Source organism: Brachybacterium sp. (genome assembly GCF_036379615.1).
GTDB lineage: Bacteria > Actinomycetota > Actinomycetes > Actinomycetales > Dermabacteraceae > Brachybacterium.
Window position 1 is genome coordinate 98003 of the sequence record NZ_DASVGJ010000009.1, and the last position, 20671, is coordinate 118673.

The window sequence follows — 20671 nt, forward strand, 5'->3', positions numbered from 1 at the left end:
ATCCCGGGAGGTCCCGCCGGTCGTGCAGAGAATGGTGCCGCTGCCTCGCTCGAGCATGGCGGGCAGCACCTCCTGACCCTCTCCGCCCCGACGTGGCGGTTCACACGTCGCCACTCCGGGCTCGCCGGCCGTACCGTGTCAGAGGCACAAGAAGTGCCGCCGTCACAGCGTTCCGGAGCATTCCCCACGATGAGCACGACCACGCAGCCCTCGACCGACACCGCGACCACGCGTCGCCGGCCCGGCCTGAAGGCGCGACACCTCCATTTCATCGCCCTGGGCTCCGCGATCGGAACGGGCCTGTTCTATGGCTCCGCCGGCGCGATCCAAGCCGCGGGACCGTCGGTGCTGCTGGTGTACCTGCTCGGCGGCGCGGTCGTGTACTTCATGCTCCGCGCGCTCGGCGAGATGGCGGTGCGGATGCCGATCTCCGGCTCCTTCGCCGAGTACACGCGCCGCTTCCTGGGCCCCTGGGCCGGGTACATCACCGGCTGGATGTTCGCCTTCGAGATGCTGATCGTGTGCCTCGCGGACCTCACCGCGATCGCGATCTACATGCGCTTCTGGTTCCCGGACACCTCGCAGTGGATCTGGGTGGCGCTCACCCTGCTGATCGTGGGCGCCGCGAACCTCGCCAGCGTGCGGTGGTTCGGCGAGCTGGAGTTCGTCTTCACGATCGTGAAGGTCGCCGCGGTGATCGCGATGATCCTCGGCGGCTCGGCGATCCTGGTGTTCGGCCTCGGCGAGGCCGGCGGCGGGAACCCGCTGGCGAACCTCACGGCCGACGGCGGCTTCTTCCCGCACGGCGCGGGCGGCATGATCAGCGCCTTCATCCTGGTGCTGTTCGCCTTCGGTGGCACCGAGATCATCGGCGTGGCCGGCACCGAGGCGGAGGATCCGAGCACCGCGATCCCGAAGGCGGTGAACACGGTCCCGGTGCGGATCCTGCTGTTCTACGTGCTCGCGATCGGCGTGATCCTGCTGATCAACCCCTGGCGGGAGATCACCGGCGAGCAGTCGCCCTTCGTGCAGATCTTCGACACCCTCGGCGTGAACTGGGCGGCGGCGCTGTTGAACATCGTGGTGATCACCGCGGCGCTCTCCGCGATCAACGCGGACCTGTTCGGGGCCGGCCGGGTGGTCTCGGGGATGGCGCGACAGCGCCTGGCCCCGCACGCCTTCTCCCGCACGATCAAGGGCGTCCCCGTCGTCACCACCGTGGCGATGCTGGGGGTCCTCATCGTCGGCGTGGTGCTGAACGCCGCGCTGCCCGAGGCGGTGTTCACGATCGTCGCGTCGCTCGCGACCTTCGCGACGATCTTCGTGTGGCTGATGATCCTGCTCGCGCAGGTCGCCTCGCGTCGCGGCATGGGCCGCGAGGAGCGCGCGGCGCTCGAGTTCCCGGTGCCGCTGTGGCCCTACGGGCAGTTCTTCGCGATCGCGTTCATCGCCTTCACCTTCGGCATCATGGTCTGGCAGCCCGCGTACCACACGGCACTGCTGGTGGGTCTCGGCTTCCTCGCCGTGATGTCCCTGCTCTACGTTGCGGTCATCCGCCCCCGGGCGGAAAAGCGCTGAGTCCGCTCAGGCGGGCTTCGTCGCCTTCCCGTCGAGCCAGAGGGTGTCGCTCTCGTCGCGGTGGGAGCCGTCGGTGCCGACATGCTTCGCGTCGATCGTCGGCCCCTTCTTGATCACGTGCACGAGGGCCATGCCGTGGCCGCGCCCCAGGCCGTAGTCGGTCTTCAGCCACTCGAGGATCACCCCGGCCTTGACCGAGGGATCGTCGTAGCCGCGCTCCTTCGCGAGGTCGAGCAGCGCGCGGGGCGTGAGCCCGGTCCGGTCCTCGATCGTGTCCAGATAAGCCTGGAAGGACATGAGGGTTCCTCTCATCGGGCGCCATCGGCGACGTCTTCGCGCTGAAGTATGCCGCGCGGGGCCCTCGAGCAGAAGCCCTCCTCGAGGACGACCGCGGCCTGGGGCACCTCCACCGGTTCAGCCGGCGCAGAGGTCCGTATCCGCCGTCCGCACCGTCGCCTTCGCCGACGCCGACGCCGACGGCTCCGCCGGTGCTGAGGAGCTGCTCGCGGCCGAGGACGGCTCCGCAGCAGAGGGCACCGCGGTGGACGGCGTCTCGTCGGCCGGGCCCTCCTCGGCCGGGTCCTCCTCGGCCGCGATCGGTGCGTCAGCGGCGATGTTCTCGAACACCCCTGTCGCCTCCGCGGACGGCACGACCCGATTGGGATCCCCGGGAGCCGGCTCCCACGGCATCGTCATGAAGGTGACGCGCTCCGGCCCGACGGCGGAGACCCGCTGCCCGAGAGCCGCCAGGTCCGAGATCCGGCTCAGGTCCGGATCGACGGTGAGCGAGGAGGTGGTGGCGTCCAGGAAGGAGTAGAGCCGATCCGGGCGGGACATGGTACGTGAGCTGGTCGCCTCCTGCACCAGCGCGGACATCACCATCTGCTGATGCCCGAGCCGGGCGATGTCGCTGCCGTCGCCGACCGCGTGCCGGGTGCGGGCCAGGGCGAGGGCGTCCCTGCCGTCGACGACCTGCTCGCCGGCCGGCAGGTCCAGTTCCGCGTACGGGTCCTCGAGGGCCTCGGGCAGGCAGACGCTCACGCCGTCCAGCGCATCGATGATCGCGATGAAGCCCTCGAAGTCCAGCTCCACGAAGTGGTCCACCCGGACCCCTGTCAGCTCCTCGACCGCCGCGACCGAGCAGGCGGGGCCGAAGTTCAGCGCGGAGTTCAGCATCCCTGGCCCGCCGGAGAAGGTACCCCGGCCGGTATCGTCGCAGGTCGGCAGGTCCATGAGCGTGTCGCGGGGCAGCTGCACCGCGTCGATCCGGTCGTCGCCGGCGGAGAGATGCGCGAGCACCATCGCGTCGCTGCGGCGGGAGCCGTCGCCCTCGCCGTAGGACTGCTCGACGAGGTCACGACTGTCCGAGCCCAGCAGCAGGATGTTCACCGCGCCGTGCTCCTCGCGCGGCGCATGGTCCGCCCCGGCGCGCAGCGGGGCGGTGGTGAGGTTGCCTCGCAGATGGGTCATGGTCCCGGCGAGCCCGACGGCGAGCGCGAGCGCGCCCACGACGGCGAGCACGGCGGTGATCCGGCCCCACCGGTACGCCAGCGGCCGACGGGTGCGCGGGCGGGCATGGGTGGGTGCTCGGCGCGCGGGACGGCGACTGCTCGGAGCGTGCTCCATCTGCGTGAGTCCTCCCCTGGTCCTCGGCACTGGTCCGCCGTCCAGGGGAGCACGGGCCGCGCCCCGAACTCCAATAGCGCACAGGGCCGGATCCATGCAGTGGATCTATGGATGAGCATCCAGGCAGGTCACTCGAGCGCCGAGCCGCGGACGAGGTCGAGGAATCCGTGCAGCGCCGGGTTCGGGAGCTCGTCGGGCCGATGGAGGATGCCGAGGCTGCGCCGCACCGGGGTGCGCAGCGGCACGGAGCGGCCGCCGAAGGCGGGCGCGGTCAGGGCCAGCACCTCGGGCACGACGGTCACCCCATCGGTCGCGACGGCGAGCGGCACCAGGCTGTCGCGCTGCGTGGTGGTGATCCTGCGCGGCGGATCCGCCTCGAGGCCGCGCAGGACCTCCTCGGTGAGCTGGCGGATCGAGGTGCCGCGCGGCACCGTGACCAGGGTCCGCCCGGCCAGGTCGCCGGCGGTCAGCGGCTCCTCGTCCCCGACCTCGCGAGCGCTCGCGGGAAGCACGGCGGCGAACCCCTGGGCCGGCAGCGGGATCACGGCGAGGTCGTCGGGCGCCCGGTCGATCACTCCGATGGCGGCATCCGCCCGTCCCACCCGGAGCGCCTCCAGCAGCTCCTCGGCGTCATCGACCGTGGTCACCTCCACCCGGACCCCGGGATGTGCGCGGTGGAAGCGGCCCAGGTGCGCCGGCAGCTCGGTCGCGACGAGCGAGGGGAGCCCGGTCACGCGCAGCATCCCGGTGGTCAGCGCCCGCGCCGAACGGGACATCGCCTCGACCGCGGCCAGCTCCACCAGGGTGCGGCGCGCGGCCGCGACCACCCCGCGGCCCTCCGCGGTGAGCTCCCGCCCCCGGCCGACGGGGAGGAACAGGCGGATCCCGAGCGTCGCCTCGAGCGTGTGGATGCGGCGGGAGAGGGAGGGCTGGGAGATCTGCAGGACGTCGGCGGCCGCGGTGAAGGAGCCGTGGTCGATCACCGCGACCATCGCCTCCAGCTGGCCGAGGTTCACGGAGGTCCCCGGGATCTCGTCCGTCATCATGCCGCCTCCCGCTCGTCCCTTGATCGTGGGCAGACGATACAGACACGGCGCTCGTCATCGGCGGCGGCGGGGACCTCGCGAAAAGCCCGTGTCGCGCGCCCGGGCCCGTCATAGGCTCGCCCGATGGCGATGCACGAGGACCAGCTCGACCTCCCCCTCGAGGTCGCCGTGCGCCTGCTCTCCCCGCTCCTGCCCGACCTCGTCCCTGCGGACGTCCGACGGGTCCAGAGCGCGGCGACCACGAGCCACGTCCTCCGCGTCGGCCCGGATCTCGCGGCGCGGTTCCCGATCGTGGCCTCCGACCCCACGACGGCCCGGGCGGCGCTCGAGGCCGAGCACCGGGCAATGGCGGAGTTCGCCCGGATCAGCCCGTTCCCCACGCCCGAGCCGCTCGCGATCGGAGATCCCTCCCCCGAGTTCCCGATGCCCTTCTCGCTGCAGACCTGGATCCCCGGCACCGTCGCCGGGCCGGTCACCGTCGCGGCCTCGGACGCCTTCGCCGAGGACCTCGCCGCTCTCCTGACCGCGCTGCGCAGCGCCCGGACGCAGGGCCGCAGCTTCTCCGGCACCGGGCGCGGGGGCGACCTCGCGACCCACGACGACTGGGTCCAGGAGTGCCTCCGACGCAGCCGCGACCTACTGCCCGTGCGGGAGCTCGGTGAGCTCTGGTCGCGCCGACGGGATCTGGAGCGCGCCGGCGCGGACGTGATGAGCCATCGCGACCTCATCCCCGCGAACCTGCTCGTCGCGGGCGGGCGGCTCACCGGGGTGCTGGATGCCGGCGGCTCCGGCCCGGCCGATCCCGCGCTGGATCTCGTGGCCGCCTGGCACCTGCTCGACGCCTCACGCCGCACACGGCTGCGGGCGCGGATGGGATGTTCGTCGCTCGAGTGGGAGCGCGGTGCCGCCTGGGCGTTCGCGCAGGCCATCGGTCTGGTCTGGTACTACGACCGTTCGAATCGGACGATGGCGGCGCTCGGCCGTTCCACTCTCTCGCGCCTGCTGGAGGCGGAGCGCAGCGATCCTGCGGGCACGAACGCCCACACCCGGTGACCGAGGTCACAGATACTGGGGCGTGAGGATTCCGCTCCCCATGGCGTCTTCCTGGTGTCCGCATCCGTCGACCCCGTCCGAACGGGGCGTCCCGAAGGAGCACACATGTCCAACGCATCCATCCCCCAGACCGGTCAGCAGCAGGAGCGCGAGGCGGCGCAGCGCGAGGCCGAGCAGAAGAAGCAGCGCGAGCAGCAGCAGACGGCCGCGCAGGAGCGGACCCCGCGCGGCCCCCTGCAGACCGACCGCGGCGTGACCACGCTGGACGAGACGGTGGTCGCGAAGATCGCCGGCATGGCCGCCCGCGAGGTCCCCGGCGTGTACGACATGGGCAATGCGGTGCGTCGCGCGTTCTCCGCCGTCACCGATCGCATCCCCAACGGGCAGACCAACGTCACCGGCGGCATCGGCGTCGAGAAGGGCGAGACCCAGGCCGCGGTGGACGTCACCGTGGTCGTGGAGTACGGCGCCTCGATCGTCGAGGTCGGCAACGCCATCCGCCGCAACGTCATCGACCAGGTCGAGGGCACCACGGGCCTCGAGGTCATCGAGGTCAACGTGAACGTCGTCGACGTGCACCTGCCCGGCGAGGAGGCCGATCCGGCCACCGAGCAGCGCAACGCCGACCTGAAGTGACCCGCCCCGCCCCCCGCTCGAGGAGTCGCCATGAAAACATCGCAATTCGCCCTGCTGGTGGGGCTGCTGCTGGGCGCCGTTCTGGCGTTCGGCACGTTCGGTCAGTTCTTCCTGGTCCTGATCTTCGCCGCGATCGGCCTCGCCGTCGGCATGACGATCGACGGCCGCATCGAGATCCGGGGCCTGACCGATCGCTGGAGGCGGTGACCATGCCCGCCGTCCACGGCACCACGGCCCCGGCCACCCCGCTGGAGGACCGCGGCACCACCACCGTCCCGGCGCAGGTCATCGCCCGAATCGCGGAGCAGGTCGCCTCGGAGGTCCCGCACATCGGGTCCGCTGCGGGCGGCGTGCTCGGTGTCGGCGCGAGGCGCGACTTCGCCTCCCGCCCATCGGCCCGCTGTGACCTCTACGGCCGCACCGCCGTCCTCACGCTCGACGTCGGCGTCGACTTCCCCTCGCCGCTCGCGCCCGCTCTCAGCGCGCTGCGTGAGCACGTGCGCGAGAGGGTCGAGCACCTGACCGGCCTGGAGGTGGGGCGTCTCGACGTCACGATCTCCTGGCTGAACCCGGCGACCCAGGCGAGGAGGACCCTGCGATGAGCACCACCACCCCGCGCCGACTGGATCGGCGCCCCACCCGGAGCGTGCCCGTCGGGCTGCTGGGCCTGGTCGTCCTGGCGGCCGGTCTGCTCGCGGCCTGGCTGCTCGGCTCCCTCCTGATCGACGGTGCTTGGCCCGCCTGGGCGCAGCCCCGCCTGCAGACGATCGGCGACCTGCGCCTGGATTCCACCCCGGTGCTCGTCACGGCCGGCGTGCTCGCCGCGCTGGGCCTGGCCCTGCTCCTGGCCGCTCTGCTGCCGGGCCGCGCCTCGCGCAGCCGGGTGCTGGTCGACGAGATCCCCGGGCAGACCGCGGTCTCCCATCGCGACCTGGCCCGCCGGGTGGCGCTGCGCACGGAGCGGGTCGACGGCGTGCACAGCGCCCGGGCTGACATCTCCGGACGCCGCCTCGACGTGCTCGTCCGCACCGTCGTCGACGACCCCGAGACCGTGCTGCGGGCCGCCCGCACCGCCGTCGAGGAGTCCGTCGCCGAGCTCCGCCCCGCCGCAGAGTTCCGCACCCGTGTGCGGATCCGGCGGATGACCTGAGAGGAGAGATCATGCGCACCGTCTCCGGATCCCGCAATCGCCTGATCCTCGTACTGTCCGCCCTCGTCGCGCTCGCGGCGGCCTTCTGGCTCGCCGCCGCCCCGTTCGGCCTGGCGGACCGCTGGCCCGGCGCCGAGGCCGTGCTCCCCCACGGGGACTCGACCCCCGCCACCCTGCTGACGGCCCACGGCTCGTGGGTGCTCCCGGTCGCCGTGGTGCTGACCGTGCTCGCCGTGGTGGCCGGCCTCTGGCTGCTCCTGGCCCAGATCCCCTCCCGCCCCGCGACCGCTCCCCTGCGGTTCTCCGACGAGGAGTCCCGCGCCGCCCTCGGCACCCTCGAGCCGGCCGTGCTCCAGCGCGCCCTGTCCGAGCACGTCGAGGAGATCTCCGGCGTGCTCGACGCCTCGGTGCAGCTCAGCGGATCGACCACCTCCCCCTGGGTGCAGGCCTCGGTGACGATCGCCGAGGACGCCGAGACCGGCTGGGCGGCGCAGTCCGTCCGCGAGCTGCTCGCCGAGGACGTCCGCACCGTGCTGGGCACCCCGGCCCGGCAGGTGGATCTGCTGATCCGCCTGCGCTCCTCCGCCGCGCCGTCGAAGGCCGTCGTCGGGTCCCGTGATCGCGGGGCGGCCACCGCATGACCCCGGAGACCACGCCGGAGGAGCGGGCCCTCGTCCTGCGGGCGCAGGACGGCGAGTCCGCCGCCTTCGAGCAGCTCGTCGACCTCCACCAGGGGCGGCTGTTCAGGATCGCGTTCATGGTGGTCGGCGATCGACAGGACGCCGAGGACGTGGTCCAGGAGTCCCTGGTCCTCGCCTGGCGGCGACTGGACCTGCTCGAGGACCCGGCCGCCTTCCGCGGCTGGGTCGCCCAGATCTGCACCCGCCGGGCGACCGACGTGGTGCGGCGGCTCGCCCGGCGCGGCACCTCCGCCGCGGCCGACGAGGACCTCGAGGCGGGCGCCGAAGCACCTGCGAACGCCTCCTCGGTCTCGCCCAGTCGCGCGACCGCCGCCGACCCGGCGGAGAGCGCCCTGGTCAACGCACAGATGAGTGCCCTCGCCGGAATCCTCGGCGCACTCGACCCCGCCCTGCGCACCTGCTGGGTGCTGCGGGAGATCGACGGGATGTCCTACCGGGAGATCTGCCGCGTCGTCGACGCGCCGGAGCCCACGGTGCGCGGGCGGATCGCCCGCGCCCGCACCCAGATCGTCCGAGAGATGGAGGAATGGAGGTGAACCCCATGCCCGATCCCGACCAGAGGGCTCCTGAGCCCGACGAGCCCGAGCAGGCCGCCACCGCGCGCTACCTCGCCCTGATCCGCGCAGTGCACGACGAATGGGACGAGCTGGAGAGCGCCGGCGACCGCTCGGTGCAGCTCTCCGCCGGAGCGCTGTCGACCATCAAGGAGTCGGTGCGCGCCGATGCCCGCCACGGGGCGCACGTGCAGATGCCGCCCACCCCCGCCGGACCGTTCAGCGTGTCCGAGCTGACGCTGCGCACCCTGGTGCGCCGCACGATCGACGCAGTCCCCGACGCCCGGGCGCTGCGCACCAGCTTCGAGTACGGAAGCGACGGGTCCTCCGTGCGCTCGCGCGGGCTCCCGACGCGAGCCTCGTGCCGCATCTCGGCACGCCTCGGCGCCCCGGATCTCCCCACCCTGGCCGACGAGGTCCGCGCCGCGGTGCTCCTCGCCTGCGAGACGGAGCTGGGCCTGACCGACCTCACCGTCGACCTCCACATCGAGGACCTCCATGACGCCCCAGAGCACCATGAGCACTGAGCCCGCCCCGACCCCCGCGACGGGAGCCCGCGCCCTGATCGACGTGGTCACGGCTGTCCCGGGCGTGCTCGGCCTCGAGCCCGGGATCGCGACCACGCTGCGCACGCTCGATGCGCGGCTGCGCCGCTCGGACCCGTCGGCCGCCCGCTACGGGCTCGTGATCGACCCCGGGACGGGCGCCGTGACCGTCGAGATCAGCGTGGGCGGCCCGCTCCCCGTGCGCGCGGTGGTCGAGGAGGTGCAGCGCGCGGTCCAGCACGCCGTGGGCGAGACCGCGGCCGGACGTCCGCAGGTGCTGGTGCGCGTGCAGTCCCTCGGCGCGGCCTGACCGTCGACGCCCGATCCGACGTTGCCGGACCCGATGACGGTGACGGTGGTGCTCATGGCTCTGCTCCGTGGTGAGAGGTCGGCGGGCCACATGCAGTTGCCCGTTCCGGGACGACAGCAGCACGTACTTGCTCGGGCAACAACCCGCTAAGGTGGGCGCCATGGAACCCGTCGTCCCCCGCATGGACCCCGCCCAGGCGCGGGCCTGGCGGGCTCTCGTCACGATCGGCCAGAAGCTTCCCGCCCGGCTCGACGAGCAGCTCACCGCGGACGCCGGGATCATCAACGTCGAGTACGCGATCCTGCAGGCGCTGATGTCTGCGCCGGAGCACACCCTGCGCATAGGCCGCCTCGCAGAGGCGGCGCTCGCCTCCACGCCGCGGGTCTCCAAGGCCGTGACGCGGATGCAGACGCGCGGCCTCGTCGAGAAGGTCGCCGGTGCCGGTGACGGCCGTGCGGTCGACGTCCGGGTCACGCGGGAGGGCCGCCTCACCTGGCTGCGCGCCACTCCCCCGCACATCGAGCTCGCCCGGGATCACCTCCTCGGCACCCTCTCCGAAGAGCAGCTGACGCAGCTCGCCGCACTCCTGGAACTGGTCGGCACCCAGCTCGACGACACCCGAGGAGCACCCCGTGCCGTTCGCTGACGAGATGATCGATCGGGGCACCGCACTCGACCTCGCCGACGCGCTGGGGACAGTCGCCCCCGGCGCCTCGACCGCCGCTCTGCGCAAGGCCGCAGAGTCGCTGTCCGAGCTGGGTCTTCGTGAGCGCGTCGACGCCCTGCGCGCGGCGATGCTCCAGGACTTCGGCGGCACCTACCCCGATCTCGCCCAGGTGGTCCGGCGCGCGATCCGCGAGGTGCCCGGATTCCGCGGCTGGATGATCTGGCCGGTCTCGACCGCGGTGGCGGAGGCGGCGGCGGCCGACGGCAGCCGGGAAGCGACAGCGGACGCCCTCGCACTGCTCGCGGAGCTCACCGGCCTGCTCACCTCGGAGTTCGCGGTGCGGACTCTGCTGCGTCACGACCTCGAGCAGGCCCTCGACCAGGCTCTGGAGTGGACGGGCTCGCCGGACGAGCACGTGCGGCGCCTCGCCTCCGAGGGCACCCGGCCGTACCTGCCGTGGGCGGTGCGCGTCCCGCAGCTGACCGCAGCTCCCGGCCTGACGATCCCGATCCTCGAGGCGCTGCACCGCGACCCGTCGGAGTACGTGCGCCGATCCGTTGCGAACCATCTCAACGACCTCAGCCGTGACGATCCGGCGCTGGTGGTCACCACCGCCGCTCGCTGGCTCGAGGCGTCGGGCGACTCTGAGGCACGGACAGCACAGACTGCCCTGACGGTGCAGTCGACGCAGAAGCTCGTCCGCCACGGGCTGCGCACGCTCCTGAAGCGCGGCGACCCCGCCGCTCTCGCCCTGCTCGGGTTCCCGGATCCCGCCGATGCCCTGGAGGTGGACGGCCCGCACCTGGACCGCGCACGGCTCGAGGTGGGCGAGTCGATCGAGCTGCGCGCGAGCGTGCGCAACACCGGTGCGGAGCCGGTGCGGCTGATGATCGACTACGTCGTCCACCACGCCACCGCGAAGGGCACGCAGAGCACGAAGACGTTCAAGCTCACCACCGCCTCCCTCGAGCCCGGGCAGGAGCTCGCCGTGCGGAAGTCCCACTCCTTCCGCCCGCTCACCACCCGCCGATACCACGACGGACCGCATGCGATCTCCCTCCAGATCAACGGGGTCGCCTCGGGCCGTCAGGAATTTCACCTGAATGCCTCCGCGAGCGGCTGACCAGCGAGGCTCATCCTGCCTGCCAGGATGACCGGCGCTGCGAGTCGTCACGGGAGCGGCGTCTGCCGATCCACACCACGCCCGCCGCGACCGCAGTGATCACGAGCGCGATGGCGACGATGTACCCGGCCACGCCCGCATAGCCACCGGCCACGAGGTGCGGATCCAGGAACGGATACGGATACCACCAGGGGTCACCCGTCGCCGGTCCGGTGACGAGGTTCGCGCGGAACATCGTGTACACCGCCCAGAGGATCGGGAACATGACCACCACGCCGATCGTGCGCCACGGCGGGAACCGGCGCCGCGGGGCGAGGAACACATCCGCCAGCAGCACCAGGGGGATGACCACGTGGAGCGTCTCGTTCGTCCACACATCGGAGATGCCGGCGATCGGAATCGATCGCAGCAGCACGTTGTAGACGATCCCGGTGACGATGATGTACGTGCTCGCACAGGCGAAGAGGGTCGCGAGCCAGACCGGCTCGACCGAGTCGTCCCGGCGGGCGCGCAGCAGCCAGATGCCGCCCAGCACGAGCGCGACGACGCAGCTCAGGTTCGACAGGATCGTGAAGTAGCTGAAGAAGTTCGCGATCACGGTCGGCACGTGGGAGCCCCAGGGGGTCTCGGCGGCACGGGCAGAGCCGATCGCGAGAGTGAGCTGACGGAGGATCGCGACGAGCGCGAGCGCCGCCGCGAGCAACCTCAGGTAGGGCCACCAGGTCGTCATCGCGCCTCCGCTGTTCGCCACCTCGATGAGGCATCGTATCCGGCGGGGAGTTCGATCCGACGGCGAGGAATCCGTTGTGCAGGCTCCGGCCCGCACCCGGTGGCGGTGCCGCCGTCGGCCCAGGATCGCTTCCGGGCAACTCGGTTGCCCGTCATCCCGGCCGGCCCTACTGTCGAGCCGTGCACCCCGATCTCGCCGCCCGCGCCCGACTCGCCGCCCTCGACGTGGCGCGGTCCCTCGGGCTCGAGGCCCACGAGGTCCTCGATCTCCACGACTCCAACCGGCTCACCGTGCGCCTCCTGCCCTGTGACCTGGTGGCCCGCATCGGTCCGATCGAGCTGGGCGGCGCGCAGGCCGAGGTCGACCGGGCGCTGCGACTCCTGGAGGCCGGAGCTCCCGTCGGCCCGCTCGATCCCCGCATCCCGCCGCAGGTGCACGTGCGGGAGGACATGGAGATCACCCTGTGGACCTACTGCCCGCCCATGCCGCGGCCCGAGCTGCCCCCGGCTGAGTACGCGGAGGCGCTCATGCGCCTTCACGCGGTGATGCGCTCGGCACATCTCCAGGCCCCGCCCCTCTCCGATCGCGTCGGCTCCGCGCTCGCCCTCGTCGAGGATCCCGCCCGCACGCCGCGCCTCAGCGGCCCCGACCGTGAGCTCCTGCGCTCGAGCCTGCACGATCTCGGCGCGTCGATCAGCCGGCGCGGCGCCCCGCAGCCCCTGCACGGCGAACCCCACCCCGGCAACCTCCTGGACACCCCGGGCGGGCCGCTGTTCATCGACCTGGAGACCGTGGTGAGCGGCCCGGTCGAATTCGATCTCGCCCACGCCCCGGCGCAGGTGGCGAACCACTACCCGGGGGTCGACACCGCGCTCCTCGCGGACTGCCGGGCCCTCTCCCTCGCGCTCGCGACCACCTGGCGCTGGGATCGAGAGGACACCCTGCCGGACGGGGAGCGCCTAAGCGCGGAGTGGCTGCACCAACTGCGTCAGGGAGAGGTCTGATGCCGTGCTGAGCCCCGGACTGTCCATGCTGTGGGAATCGGCCGAGGCCGGCCAGGCCCTGCGCGAGCGTTTCGGCCTCACCGGGATCGACGGGGTCGCGCGATGGCTCACCGGCGTGCTCGAGAGCCGCTGGGACCTCACCGTTCTCGCGGTGCCCCGCGTGACGCTCAGCGACCACAACGCCATCGCCTGGGTCACCACCTCCACCGGCCCCCTGATCGCGAAGTGGTCCCGCGCCGCGCCGCTGTTCCCCCGTCTCGCCGCCTCGACACGGCTGCTCGGGCATCTCGCCCAGCGCGGCCTTCCCGTCGCCGCACCGCTGCCGTCACATGACGGGGAGCTCCGCGTGGAGACGACCGGTCCCGCCGGTCCCCTCTCCCTCGCCGTGCTCCCCGAGATCATGGGGAACTGGCTCGATGTCACGGATCTGGCTGCCGTCCATGCTGCGGGAGCCCGTCTCGCCGAGCTCCATGACGCACTCGGTGAGCTCGATCGACCTGGCGGCCCCGGAGTCAGAGACCTCGCACCGGACCCACCGGCACCGCTGGAGGACCGCCTGCGGCAGTGGCTCGACCACCGCGATGCGGGCCGGGTGCCCGCAGCCTCCGCGCGGCTGGCCGCGCTGGTCGCGGACCTGCCTCCGACCACTCGCCCCGCGCAACTGATCCACGGCGACTACCGGGCCGCGAACCTGCTGGTCCGAGACGGGTCGATCGCCGCGATCCTGGATTTCGACGAGGTCCGCCGCGACCACCCGATGGCGGACCTCGCCCAGGCCGGCACCTACCTCGCCACCCTTTTCCGCGACTGGGGACCCACCCCGCCCCCGGCCCGCGCGGCGCTGCGCGCCGGCTACGACTCCGTGCGTCCCCTCGGACCGTCGGATGCCCGGACGCTCGAGGTGCTCTCGCTGTGGATGGCGGTCGCCGCGATCCCGCCCGAGGACGACGGCCGCTGGGCGGGCGCCGTCCCGGCCCTGCTGCCCTGAGGAATTCCGTGGACCGGTCCGCGATGCGCCCGCAGGATGGTGCCATGACCGCGACCCCGCCCGACGGCTCGATCCACCAGCATCCCCTCGCCTACCTGCTCGGGCTCGAGGGTGTCGCGCTGATGCGGGCCTTCGCCGGGGAGCACGACCGCGCCTTCACCGAGGCACGGATCGCGGAGATCCGCACGCTGCTGGACCGTGCCGAGGAGCTCGGTCCCGGGGTCGACGTGCCGCCCCTGCCCGTCGTGGACGGCTACGACGGCTGGGCCGCCGAGTACGACGGTGAGGACAACGGCTGCTTCCCGCTGCGCGATGATGTGCTCGGCCCGATGCTCGACGTCCTCGCTCCGGGGCACGTGCTCGATGCGGCGTGCGGGACCGGCGCGGTCTCGCGCCAGCTCGCCGCGCGCGGGCACGAGGTGGTGGGCGTGGACCTCTCCGAGGGGATGCTCTCCCGGGCACGACGAGCCGTGCCCGCGGCACGCTTCCTCCAGGGCGAGCTCACCTCCCTGCCGCTGCCCGCGGCCGGCGTCGACCACGTCGTGTGCAGCCTCGCGCTCACCCATCTCCCGGATCTCGCGCCGTTCTTCGCCGAGGCGGCACGGGTGATGCGTCCGGGCGGACACCTGCTGGTGCTCGACACCCGCACCCATTTCCTCGGCTCTGCCCGGTATCCACTGGTCAAGACCGCTCCGGACGGTCGGGTGGGGTATCTCGAGGGGCACAGCCACGGAGTCGGCGACTATCTGCGGGCGGCGCTCCCCCACGGCTTCGCGGTCCGGGACTGCGTCGAGCCCCGCCTGGGCGACACCTTCGTGGACCCGGAGCCGCATCCGGCGTCCCTGACCCCGGGGCCGCCGAACATCTGGGAGCTGCACCCCTGGGCGCGTGAGGCGGCGAACGCGGCAAAGGCCGGTCAGGTCGCGGTGCTGGCCTGGGACTTCGTGCTCGAACCGGCCGGTGCCTGACGGAGCCGCGGCCCGGGCCGGGGGCGAAGGGACCGCACGGAGCACGGCTTTCCCGGAAGACGCCGTGACGGACGTCTTGACCGCGGCGGAGAACCCGGCTGTGATGAGCCCATGACCTCACTGAGCGAACGCGCCGAGTCCCTTCTCGCCCTCCATCATCGTGCGACCCCGGTGGTGCTGCCCACCGTGTGGGACGCATGGTCCGCCCGCGCCGCGGTCTCCGCGGGCTTCGAGGCGCTGACCATCGGCAGCCATCCTCTGGCGGACTCCGTCGGCGCTGCGGACGGCGAGGGCATGAGCCTCGACGAGGCGCTCGCGGGCATCGCGCGGATCACGGCCTCCGTGGACGTCCCGGTCTCCGCCGACATGGAGTCCGGGTACGGCGCCGAGCCGGCCGAGCTCGCCGAGCGCGTGCTGGAGGCGGGGGCCGTGGGCGTCAACATCGAGGACACCGTGCACTCCGAGGGCCGGCTGCGCGGAGCGCAGGAGCATGCCGACTACATCGCCGGCATCCGTCGGGGTGCCGATGCCTCCGGGGTGCACCTGGTCATCAACGGCCGCACCGACGTGTTCAAGACCGAGGTGGAGTTCCCGGACCGGCTGGCCGAGGCGATCACCCGCCTGACCCTGCTCGAGAGCGCCGGTGCCGACTCGCTGTATCCCGTCGGCGTGCCGGACGTGGCGACGCTCGAGGCGCTGCTCGCCGCGGTCAGCACTCCGCTGAACGTCACCGCCCATCCGGTGAACGGCGCGATCCCGGACGGTCTCGACCTCGCCCGGCTCACGGAGCTCGGCGTGGGCCGGGTCAGCTATGGGCCGCTGCTGCAGATGGCCCTCGCCGACCACCTCGAGGAGGTCACGAAGGCCTGGCGCTGAGCTCGTTGGGTGACCTCCCGCTGTCGGACGTGCGCTTCCCCGTGGCGAGCCGTGAGCCCCGTCCCGGACTGGCCCGTGCCGCGGCCGTTGCCCGCGCAGTGGATCCCGGAGGACGTCGCGCCCGTGGTCGGCCGACTGCGGAGCTGAGCACGCGGTGGGTACGCTGGGACGATGACCCTCGAGGCGGAGGCCGCGGCGGACGCGACGCCCCAGGAGAGGGCCCTCGACCTCACCGACCAGGGTCTCCGCGACCCGCGCTGGATCGCCGGCCGGGCCTGGACCGCCTGAGGCGACCCGGCCACCTGGCGCTCACGCGGGCTCGACCACTGGCCGCGCACCTGGGCCGCCCGCACCCTCCTGCATGCCTGGGATCCGGTGGCCGGACCCGCGGTCGTGCAGGGCCTGGCGGACGAGGCCTGGCGGGTGCGGGAGATGTGCGCGAAGATCACCGCCCGCCACGACCTGGGGGCGGCTGGCCCTGAATGCGCCCGCCTCGCCGTCGACGAGGTGCCTGGCTGGATCAGGTGCGGGCGCTCGTGACTCGGCGTCGTCGACCACTGCTGGCATGCTTTCGGACGTGCCCTCCTTCGTGACCCCCGCCCTCGAGCCCGGTGTGCTCTCCCGCTCGGCACAGCCGGTCCTCTGCGACGACGCCGTGCGCCTGCGACCCTGGGTCGAGGCGGATGCCCCGTCCGTCGTCGCCGCCTATCAGGAGCCCGGGATCCAGCGCTGGCACGCCCGCTCCATGGCGACGGGCGAGGCGGAGGAGTGGATCGCCGCCGCGCACGCATCCTGGGCGGCGGAGACGGCATCGAGCTGGGCCGTCGATCTCGACGGCGTGCTCGCGGGGCGGATGACGCTGAAGCTCGACCCAGGCGAGGGGACCGCGGTGGCGGCGTACTGGACGCGGGATCGGGCGCGCGGTCACGGAGTGGCATCGCGTGCGCTGCGCTTGGCCACCGGGTGGGCCTTCTCCGTCGGCGTGCACCGTGTCGAGCTGGAGCACTCGACCCTCAACCCGGCCTCGTGCCGCGTGGCTGGCAAGGCCGGCTTCGCCCTGGAGGGCACCCGTCGGGAGAGCGCCCTGCATGCAGACGGCTGGCACGACATGCATCTGCATGCAAGGGTGGACCCTGCGGACCCCGACAGACCATGAGGCAGGAGAGGGGCAGAGCCACTCGGCGCCGAGGCAGTGGATGAGCCCTTGATTCCGCTATGTACATAGCAGTACTCCAGTTGTACATTTGAGGCATGTCCACCATGAGCGCCTCCGAGGCCCGCCAGAACTTCGCCGCCCTGCTCGAGAGCGCTCAGCACGGTGCGGTCATGGTCGAGCGCCGCGGTGAGGTGCAGGCAGTCATGCTCAGCGCGGCGGAGTACGCACGGCTCTTGGACTCCTCCGACGAGGCCGACGACGCTCGCGCCTTCGACGAGGCGATGGCGGAGGAAGGCGAGAACATTCCCTGGGAGCAGGTCAAACGCGATCTCGGATGGTGACCTCGTGACGTACGAGATCGAGCTGCGCCCGGCGGCTGTACGCGCACTGAAGCGAATAGACCGTCAGGACCGGGGACGGATCCAAGGCGCGATCGCGCTGCTCGCCGCGAGCCCTCGACCCCCGGGCGCGAAAGCACTGCGCGGCCGGGACGGCTTGCGCATCAGGGTCGGCCCATACCGGATCCTCTACACGATCCAGGATTCACGCCTGCTCGTCGTCATCGTCACCCTCGGCCACCGTCGAGACGTCTACGACCGCTGACCCAGGGGCCCGACGGGCCGCGAGGGGGCAGCACGGATCCAGCCCCCTTCCCCTCGTCGACCCGGCGGAATAGGGTTTCCGACGGCGGACCCCGCTCGCCCGGAGCGGTGCCGTCACGACGCGAGGAGCGCACCCCCATGCAGCATGCTCAGCTCGGACGCACCGGAGCGACCGTCTCCAGGCTCGTCCTCGGCACCATGAACTTCGGCCCCCACACCGCGGAGGAGGACGCCTTCGCGATCATGGACCACGCGCTCGAGCAGGGCGTGACCTTCTTCGACACCGCGAACGTGTACGGCGGGGAGGGGAAGAAGGGTCGCACCGAGGAGATCGTGGGTCGCTGGCTGGCCCGTACCGGCAAGCGCGAGGAGATCGTGCTGGCCACGAAGGTGTACGGCGAGATGGGGCCCGGCGCGAACGACCGAGGGCTCTCCGCGGTGAACATCCGCCGCGCGGTCGATGCCTCGCTGCGCCGCCTGCAGACCGACCACATCGATCTCTACCAGATGCATCACGCGGACCGCTCCGCCCCCTGGGAGGAGATCTGGCAGGCCATGGAGCTGCTGGTGGCGCAGGGGAAGATCACCTACGTCGGCTCCTCGAACTTCGCCGGCTGGCACCTCGCCCAGGCCAATGAGACCGCTCGTGCCCGCCATTCGCTGGGCCTGGTCTCCGAGCAGTCGCTGTACAACCTGCTCTCGCGCGACATCGAGCTCGAGGTGCTGCCCGCCGCGGAGCATTACGGGATGGGCGTGATCCCGTGGTCGCCGCTCTCCGGCGGGAAGCTCGGCGGCCGCTCGGCCGACGGGGTGCGCCGCGGCTCCGCGGACCGTCGCCACGACCCCGCCGATCTCACCGCCCAGCTGGACCGGTGGGAGGCCTTCTGCGCGGAGCGCGACCTGGCGCCCGGTCAGGCGGCGCTGGCCTGGCTGCTGCACCGACCCGGGGTGCTCGGTCCGATCATCGGCCCGCGCACCATGGAGCAGCTCGACTCCGCCCTCGGCGCCTTCGACATCTCCCTCACCGACGAGGACCTGACGGCCCTCGACGAGATCTTCCCCGGCCCGGGCGGCGCGGCCCCGGAGGCCTACGCCTGGTGAGACGGGCTCGGCCCGCGGTTCCGGGGTCCGGGCCGGAGCCCGGGACTCTCCTGACGCGCTCGGACCGGCCATGTCGAGAACCGTGCCGCCGCTACGACCACATCGTGGAGGCATCCCGCCCCCGCCACCGAGCCGCTGAGGAGCGACCATGAAGTACGTCATCCTGATCCACTCGAATCCGCAGCCGTGGGGCCATCCCACGCCCGACTACCTCCCGGAGCACCAGGCCCTCTCGGCCGAGGAGCGTGAGGCCGGAGGCCGCGCCTTCGACGAGGGGTTCGGCGAGGTCATGGAACGCGGCGAGCTGGTCCACGCCGAGGCCCTCGCCTCCCCCGGCGCCTCACGGCTGTTCCGCTGGAAGGGCGACCAGAAGATCGTGGTCGACGGTCCGTACGCCGAGGGACGCGAGCACCTGGCCGGGTTCTTCATCGTGGACACCGAGACCCAGGAGCGCGCGGAGGAGATCGCGTCCCTGTTCGGGGCGCGCGGCGAGACGGTGGAGCTGCGCCCCGTGATGAGCGAGGGTCCCGACGGCTCCTGATCCGGGCGAGGCCTTCGAGGACGTGTGGCGCCGCGAGGCGCCGCACGTCCTCACCGCGCTGCTGCGCCGCCACGGGGATCTCACCGCCTGCGAGGACGCGGTGCAGCTCGCCCTGCTCGCCGCCTCGGAGCAGTGGCCGCGCGAAGGACTGCCGGACTCCCCACGGGCCTGGCTGCACACGGTCGCGACGCGCCGCCTGGTGGACTCCGTGCGCGCGGACGCCTCGCGGCGGGCGCGCGAGGAGCGGGCGTTCCGCCTGGAGGAGCCGCTGCACGCGCCGGACGGGCGGGAGGAGACGAGCGCGGACGAGGACATGCTCACCCTGCTCGTGCTGTGCGCGCATCCGGCGCTGAGCCCCGCCTCGCAGACCGCGCTGATGCTGCGGGCCGTGGCGGGGCTGCGCACGGTGGAGATCGCCGAGTGCTTCTTCGTGCCGGAGGCGACGATGGCGCAGCGGATCAGCCGCGCGAAGTCCACCCTGCGCGCGCACGGGGCCGGGTTCGCACCGCCTGGCCCCGAGGAGCTGCCGCGACGCCTGCACGCGGTGCGGCACGTCGTCGCCTCGATGTACGCCCAGGACCATTCTCTCGCCGAGCGGGGCCACGGGACCGATCCGCTGCTGGGCCAGGGTGCCGTGCGGCTCGCCCGCGCAGTGCATGAGGCCGGGCCGGAGGAGCCGGAGAGCTCCGGACTGCTGGCCCTTCTGCTGCTCACCCATGCGAGGGCCGCCGCGCGGCGCGATGACGCCGGCGAGATCGTGCCTCTGCTGGAGCAGGACCGCTCCCGGTGGGATGCCGCCCTGATCACGGAGGGGATCTCCCTGCTCGAGGAGGTGCTGCCGGTGGGTCCCGTCGGCCCCTTCCAGCTGCAGGCGGCGATCGCCGCCGTCCACGCGGAGGCGACGACGGGGGAAGCGACGGATTGGCCGCAGATCCTGGAGCTCTACCGGATGCTCGAACAGGTGGAGCCGACGCCGTCGGTGCGTCTCGGGCTCGCCGTCGCGACGGCCGAGGTGCAGGGGCCGCAGGCGAGCCTCGACCTCCTCGCCGAGGCCGACGGCCGCACCCACCGCCACGACGCGGTCGCGGGGCACCTGCTCTCCCGCCTGGGCCGGGACGACGAGGCCCGCGAAGCGTTCCTGCGGGCGGCAGATGCCACCCGCAGCCTCCCCGAGCAGCGCTACCTGCTGCGCCTCGCCGGGGCGGCCGGGAGCCCGCTCAGCCGACCAGCAGGCAGAACGGATGCCGCTCGGGATCGCCCATCACATACAGCGGTTCGTGAGGATCGGCGCTGCGGTCCATGAGCACCGTGGCGCCGAGCTCCTCCGCGCGACGGCGCTGCACCTCGAGCTCGATGGCGTCGGGCACGCGGAAGTCCATGTGCAGCTGCATGGGGATCTCCTCGCTCGGCCAGGTCGAGGGGCGCAGATCCGGCTTGCCCTGGACGGCGAGGACGCGGCGCTCGTCGGCGTCCAGCAGCACGATCCAGTCGTTGTCGTCGGCGGCCGGGGGCGGTGGGGGCTCGTCCCCGGGGCGGCAGTGCAGTCCCAGCAGCGCGCTGTAGAAGTCGGCGAGCGCGCGCGGGTTCCGGGCATCGATCGCGGTGCAGCTGAGCACGGGATACGTCATCGGGGCCTCCTCGCTCCGTGACCACCGTAACCCTCCTCCGCCGCGAGGCGCGAGGGCGAGGCAGTCGTCCGCACAGATCCCGGAGCAC

27 protein-coding genes and 1 pseudogene are annotated in these 20671 nt (G+C 72.6%); 23 read left to right on the top strand and 5 right to left on the bottom strand.

What is annotated here, in order from left to right; genetic code table 11:
- Window positions 1-189: 189 nt before the first annotated feature.
- Window positions 190-1578, top strand: a complete 1389-nt coding sequence (locus VF289_RS02400; RefSeq protein WP_330880720.1) for an amino acid permease — start codon at window positions 190-192, stop codon at window positions 1576-1578.
- A 6-nt stretch (window positions 1579-1584) separates the two neighbouring features.
- Here the strand turns inward: VF289_RS02400 and VF289_RS02405 are convergent, their stop codons facing one another.
- From VF289_RS02405 to VF289_RS02415, 3 genes are all read right to left on the bottom strand, one after another.
- A complete protein-coding gene (locus VF289_RS02405; protein WP_330880722.1) occupies window positions 1585-1875 on the bottom strand; it encodes a DUF4287 domain-containing protein in 291 nt (96 codons plus the stop codon).
- A gap of 117 nt (window positions 1876-1992) precedes the next feature.
- Window positions 1993-3204 carry an LCP family protein gene (locus VF289_RS02410; protein WP_330880724.1) on the bottom strand — a complete coding sequence of 404 codons (1212 nt, stop codon included), beginning with the start codon at window positions 3202-3204 and terminating at the stop codon, window positions 1993-1995.
- Between the two features lie 128 nt (window positions 3205-3332).
- Window positions 3333-4250 (bottom strand): LysR family transcriptional regulator, encoded by a 918-nt coding sequence (locus VF289_RS02415; RefSeq protein ID WP_330880726.1) that lies wholly within the window; start codon window positions 4248-4250, stop codon window positions 3333-3335.
- Between the two features lie 123 nt (window positions 4251-4373).
- On the opposite strand from VF289_RS02415, the gene VF289_RS02420 reads away from it, so the two are divergent.
- The 11 genes from VF289_RS02420 to VF289_RS02470 all read left to right on the top strand — a co-directional run bounded on the left by VF289_RS02420 (window position 4374) and on the right by VF289_RS02470 (window position 10989).
- Window positions 4374-5303: a phosphotransferase gene (locus VF289_RS02420; protein WP_330880728.1), complete on the top strand. Its 930-nt coding sequence runs from the start codon at window positions 4374-4376 to the stop codon at window positions 5301-5303.
- Window positions 5304-5408: 105 nt separating this feature from the next.
- Entirely contained in the window at window positions 5409-5939 is a 531-nt protein-coding gene (locus VF289_RS02425; RefSeq protein ID WP_330880730.1) for an Asp23/Gls24 family envelope stress response protein, read from the top strand.
- Between the two features lie 30 nt (window positions 5940-5969).
- Window positions 5970-6146, top strand: coding sequence for a hypothetical protein (locus VF289_RS02430; RefSeq protein ID WP_330880732.1), 177 nt, complete (start codon window positions 5970-5972; stop codon window positions 6144-6146).
- A 2-nt stretch (window positions 6147-6148) separates the two neighbouring features.
- Complete coding sequence (locus VF289_RS02435; protein ID WP_330880814.1) at window positions 6149-6541, top strand: Asp23/Gls24 family envelope stress response protein; 393 nt, start codon at window positions 6149-6151, stop codon at window positions 6539-6541.
- On the top strand, window positions 6538-7089 hold the full coding sequence (locus VF289_RS02440; RefSeq protein ID WP_330880734.1) for a DUF6286 domain-containing protein: 552 nt from the start codon (window positions 6538-6540) through the stop codon (window positions 7087-7089). The genes VF289_RS02435 and VF289_RS02440 overlap by 4 nt, the downstream gene beginning before the upstream one ends.
- 11 nt (window positions 7090-7100) lie before the next feature.
- Entirely contained in the window at window positions 7101-7730 is a 630-nt protein-coding gene (locus VF289_RS02445; RefSeq protein WP_330880736.1) for a hypothetical protein, read from the top strand.
- Window positions 7727-8326, top strand: a complete 600-nt coding sequence (locus VF289_RS02450; RefSeq protein WP_330880737.1) for an RNA polymerase sigma factor — start codon at window positions 7727-7729, stop codon at window positions 8324-8326. The genes VF289_RS02445 and VF289_RS02450 overlap by 4 nt, the downstream gene beginning before the upstream one ends.
- Window positions 8327-8331: 5 nt before the next feature.
- On the top strand, window positions 8332-8871 hold the full coding sequence (locus tag VF289_RS02455) for a hypothetical protein (protein ID WP_330880738.1): 540 nt from the start codon (window positions 8332-8334) through the stop codon (window positions 8869-8871).
- On the top strand, window positions 8861-9199 hold the full coding sequence (locus VF289_RS02460) for a hypothetical protein (protein ID WP_330880740.1): 339 nt from the start codon (window positions 8861-8863) through the stop codon (window positions 9197-9199). The genes VF289_RS02455 and VF289_RS02460 overlap by 11 nt, the downstream gene beginning before the upstream one ends.
- 160 nt (window positions 9200-9359) lie before the next feature.
- Complete coding sequence (locus tag VF289_RS02465; protein ID WP_330880741.1) at window positions 9360-9845, top strand: MarR family winged helix-turn-helix transcriptional regulator; 486 nt, start codon at window positions 9360-9362, stop codon at window positions 9843-9845.
- Window positions 9832-10989, top strand: coding sequence for a DNA alkylation repair protein (locus tag VF289_RS02470; RefSeq protein WP_330880743.1), 1158 nt, complete (start codon window positions 9832-9834; stop codon window positions 10987-10989). Before VF289_RS02465 ends, VF289_RS02470 begins: the two co-directional genes overlap by 14 nt.
- A 10-nt stretch (window positions 10990-10999) precedes the next feature.
- Here the strand turns inward: VF289_RS02470 and VF289_RS02475 are convergent, their stop codons facing one another.
- Window positions 11000-11719, bottom strand: coding sequence for a Pr6Pr family membrane protein (locus tag VF289_RS02475; RefSeq protein WP_330880745.1), 720 nt, complete (start codon window positions 11717-11719; stop codon window positions 11000-11002).
- 179 nt (window positions 11720-11898) lie between these two features.
- On the opposite strand from VF289_RS02475, the gene VF289_RS02480 reads away from it, so the two are divergent.
- The 11 genes and pseudogenes from VF289_RS02480 to VF289_RS02530 all read left to right on the top strand — a co-directional run bounded on the left by VF289_RS02480 (window position 11899) and on the right by VF289_RS02530 (window position 20258).
- Entirely contained in the window at window positions 11899-12723 is an 825-nt protein-coding gene (locus tag VF289_RS02480) for a phosphotransferase (protein WP_330880747.1), read from the top strand.
- A 4-nt stretch (window positions 12724-12727) separates the two neighbouring features.
- Entirely contained in the window at window positions 12728-13711 is a 984-nt protein-coding gene (locus VF289_RS02485) for a phosphotransferase (RefSeq protein ID WP_330880749.1), read from the top strand.
- A 44-nt stretch (window positions 13712-13755) separates the two neighbouring features.
- Complete coding sequence (locus VF289_RS02490) at window positions 13756-14679, top strand: class I SAM-dependent methyltransferase (RefSeq protein WP_330880751.1); 924 nt, start codon at window positions 13756-13758, stop codon at window positions 14677-14679.
- A 111-nt stretch (window positions 14680-14790) separates the two neighbouring features.
- Window positions 14791-15555, top strand: a complete 765-nt coding sequence (locus tag VF289_RS02495) for an isocitrate lyase/phosphoenolpyruvate mutase family protein (protein WP_330880753.1) — start codon at window positions 14791-14793, stop codon at window positions 15553-15555.
- A gap of 577 nt (window positions 15556-16132) precedes the next feature.
- Window positions 16133-16711 carry a GNAT family N-acetyltransferase gene (locus VF289_RS02500; protein ID WP_330880755.1) on the top strand — a complete coding sequence of 193 codons (579 nt, stop codon included), beginning with the start codon at window positions 16133-16135 and terminating at the stop codon, window positions 16709-16711.
- A gap of 95 nt (window positions 16712-16806) precedes the next feature.
- Complete coding sequence (locus tag VF289_RS02505) at window positions 16807-17052, top strand: type II toxin-antitoxin system Phd/YefM family antitoxin (RefSeq protein ID WP_330880758.1); 246 nt, start codon at window positions 16807-16809, stop codon at window positions 17050-17052.
- Window positions 17053-17056: 4 nt separating this feature from the next.
- Window positions 17057-17314: a type II toxin-antitoxin system RelE/ParE family toxin gene (locus tag VF289_RS02510; protein WP_330880760.1), complete on the top strand. Its 258-nt coding sequence runs from the start codon at window positions 17057-17059 to the stop codon at window positions 17312-17314.
- 137 nt (window positions 17315-17451) lie between these two features.
- Window positions 17452-18414 (top strand): aldo/keto reductase, encoded by a 963-nt coding sequence (locus VF289_RS02515; RefSeq protein ID WP_330880762.1) that lies wholly within the window; start codon window positions 17452-17454, stop codon window positions 18412-18414.
- A gap of 148 nt (window positions 18415-18562) precedes the next feature.
- Window positions 18563-18955 (top strand): YciI family protein, encoded by a 393-nt coding sequence (locus VF289_RS02520; protein WP_330880764.1) that lies wholly within the window; start codon window positions 18563-18565, stop codon window positions 18953-18955.
- A 19-nt stretch (window positions 18956-18974) separates the two neighbouring features.
- Window positions 18975-19430: pseudogene (locus VF289_RS02525) on the top strand (sigma factor); the annotation flags it as partial.
- Window positions 19431-19499: 69 nt separating this feature from the next.
- Complete coding sequence (locus VF289_RS02530; protein WP_330880816.1) at window positions 19500-20258, top strand: DUF6596 domain-containing protein; 759 nt, start codon at window positions 19500-19502, stop codon at window positions 20256-20258.
- On the opposite strand, the gene VF289_RS02535 is transcribed toward VF289_RS02530, so the two are convergent.
- Complete coding sequence (locus VF289_RS02535) at window positions 20173-20583, bottom strand: VOC family protein (protein ID WP_330880766.1); 411 nt, start codon at window positions 20581-20583, stop codon at window positions 20173-20175. The two genes, VF289_RS02530 and VF289_RS02535, sit on opposite strands and share 86 nt — an antisense overlap.
- Window positions 20584-20671 lie beyond the last annotated feature (88 nt).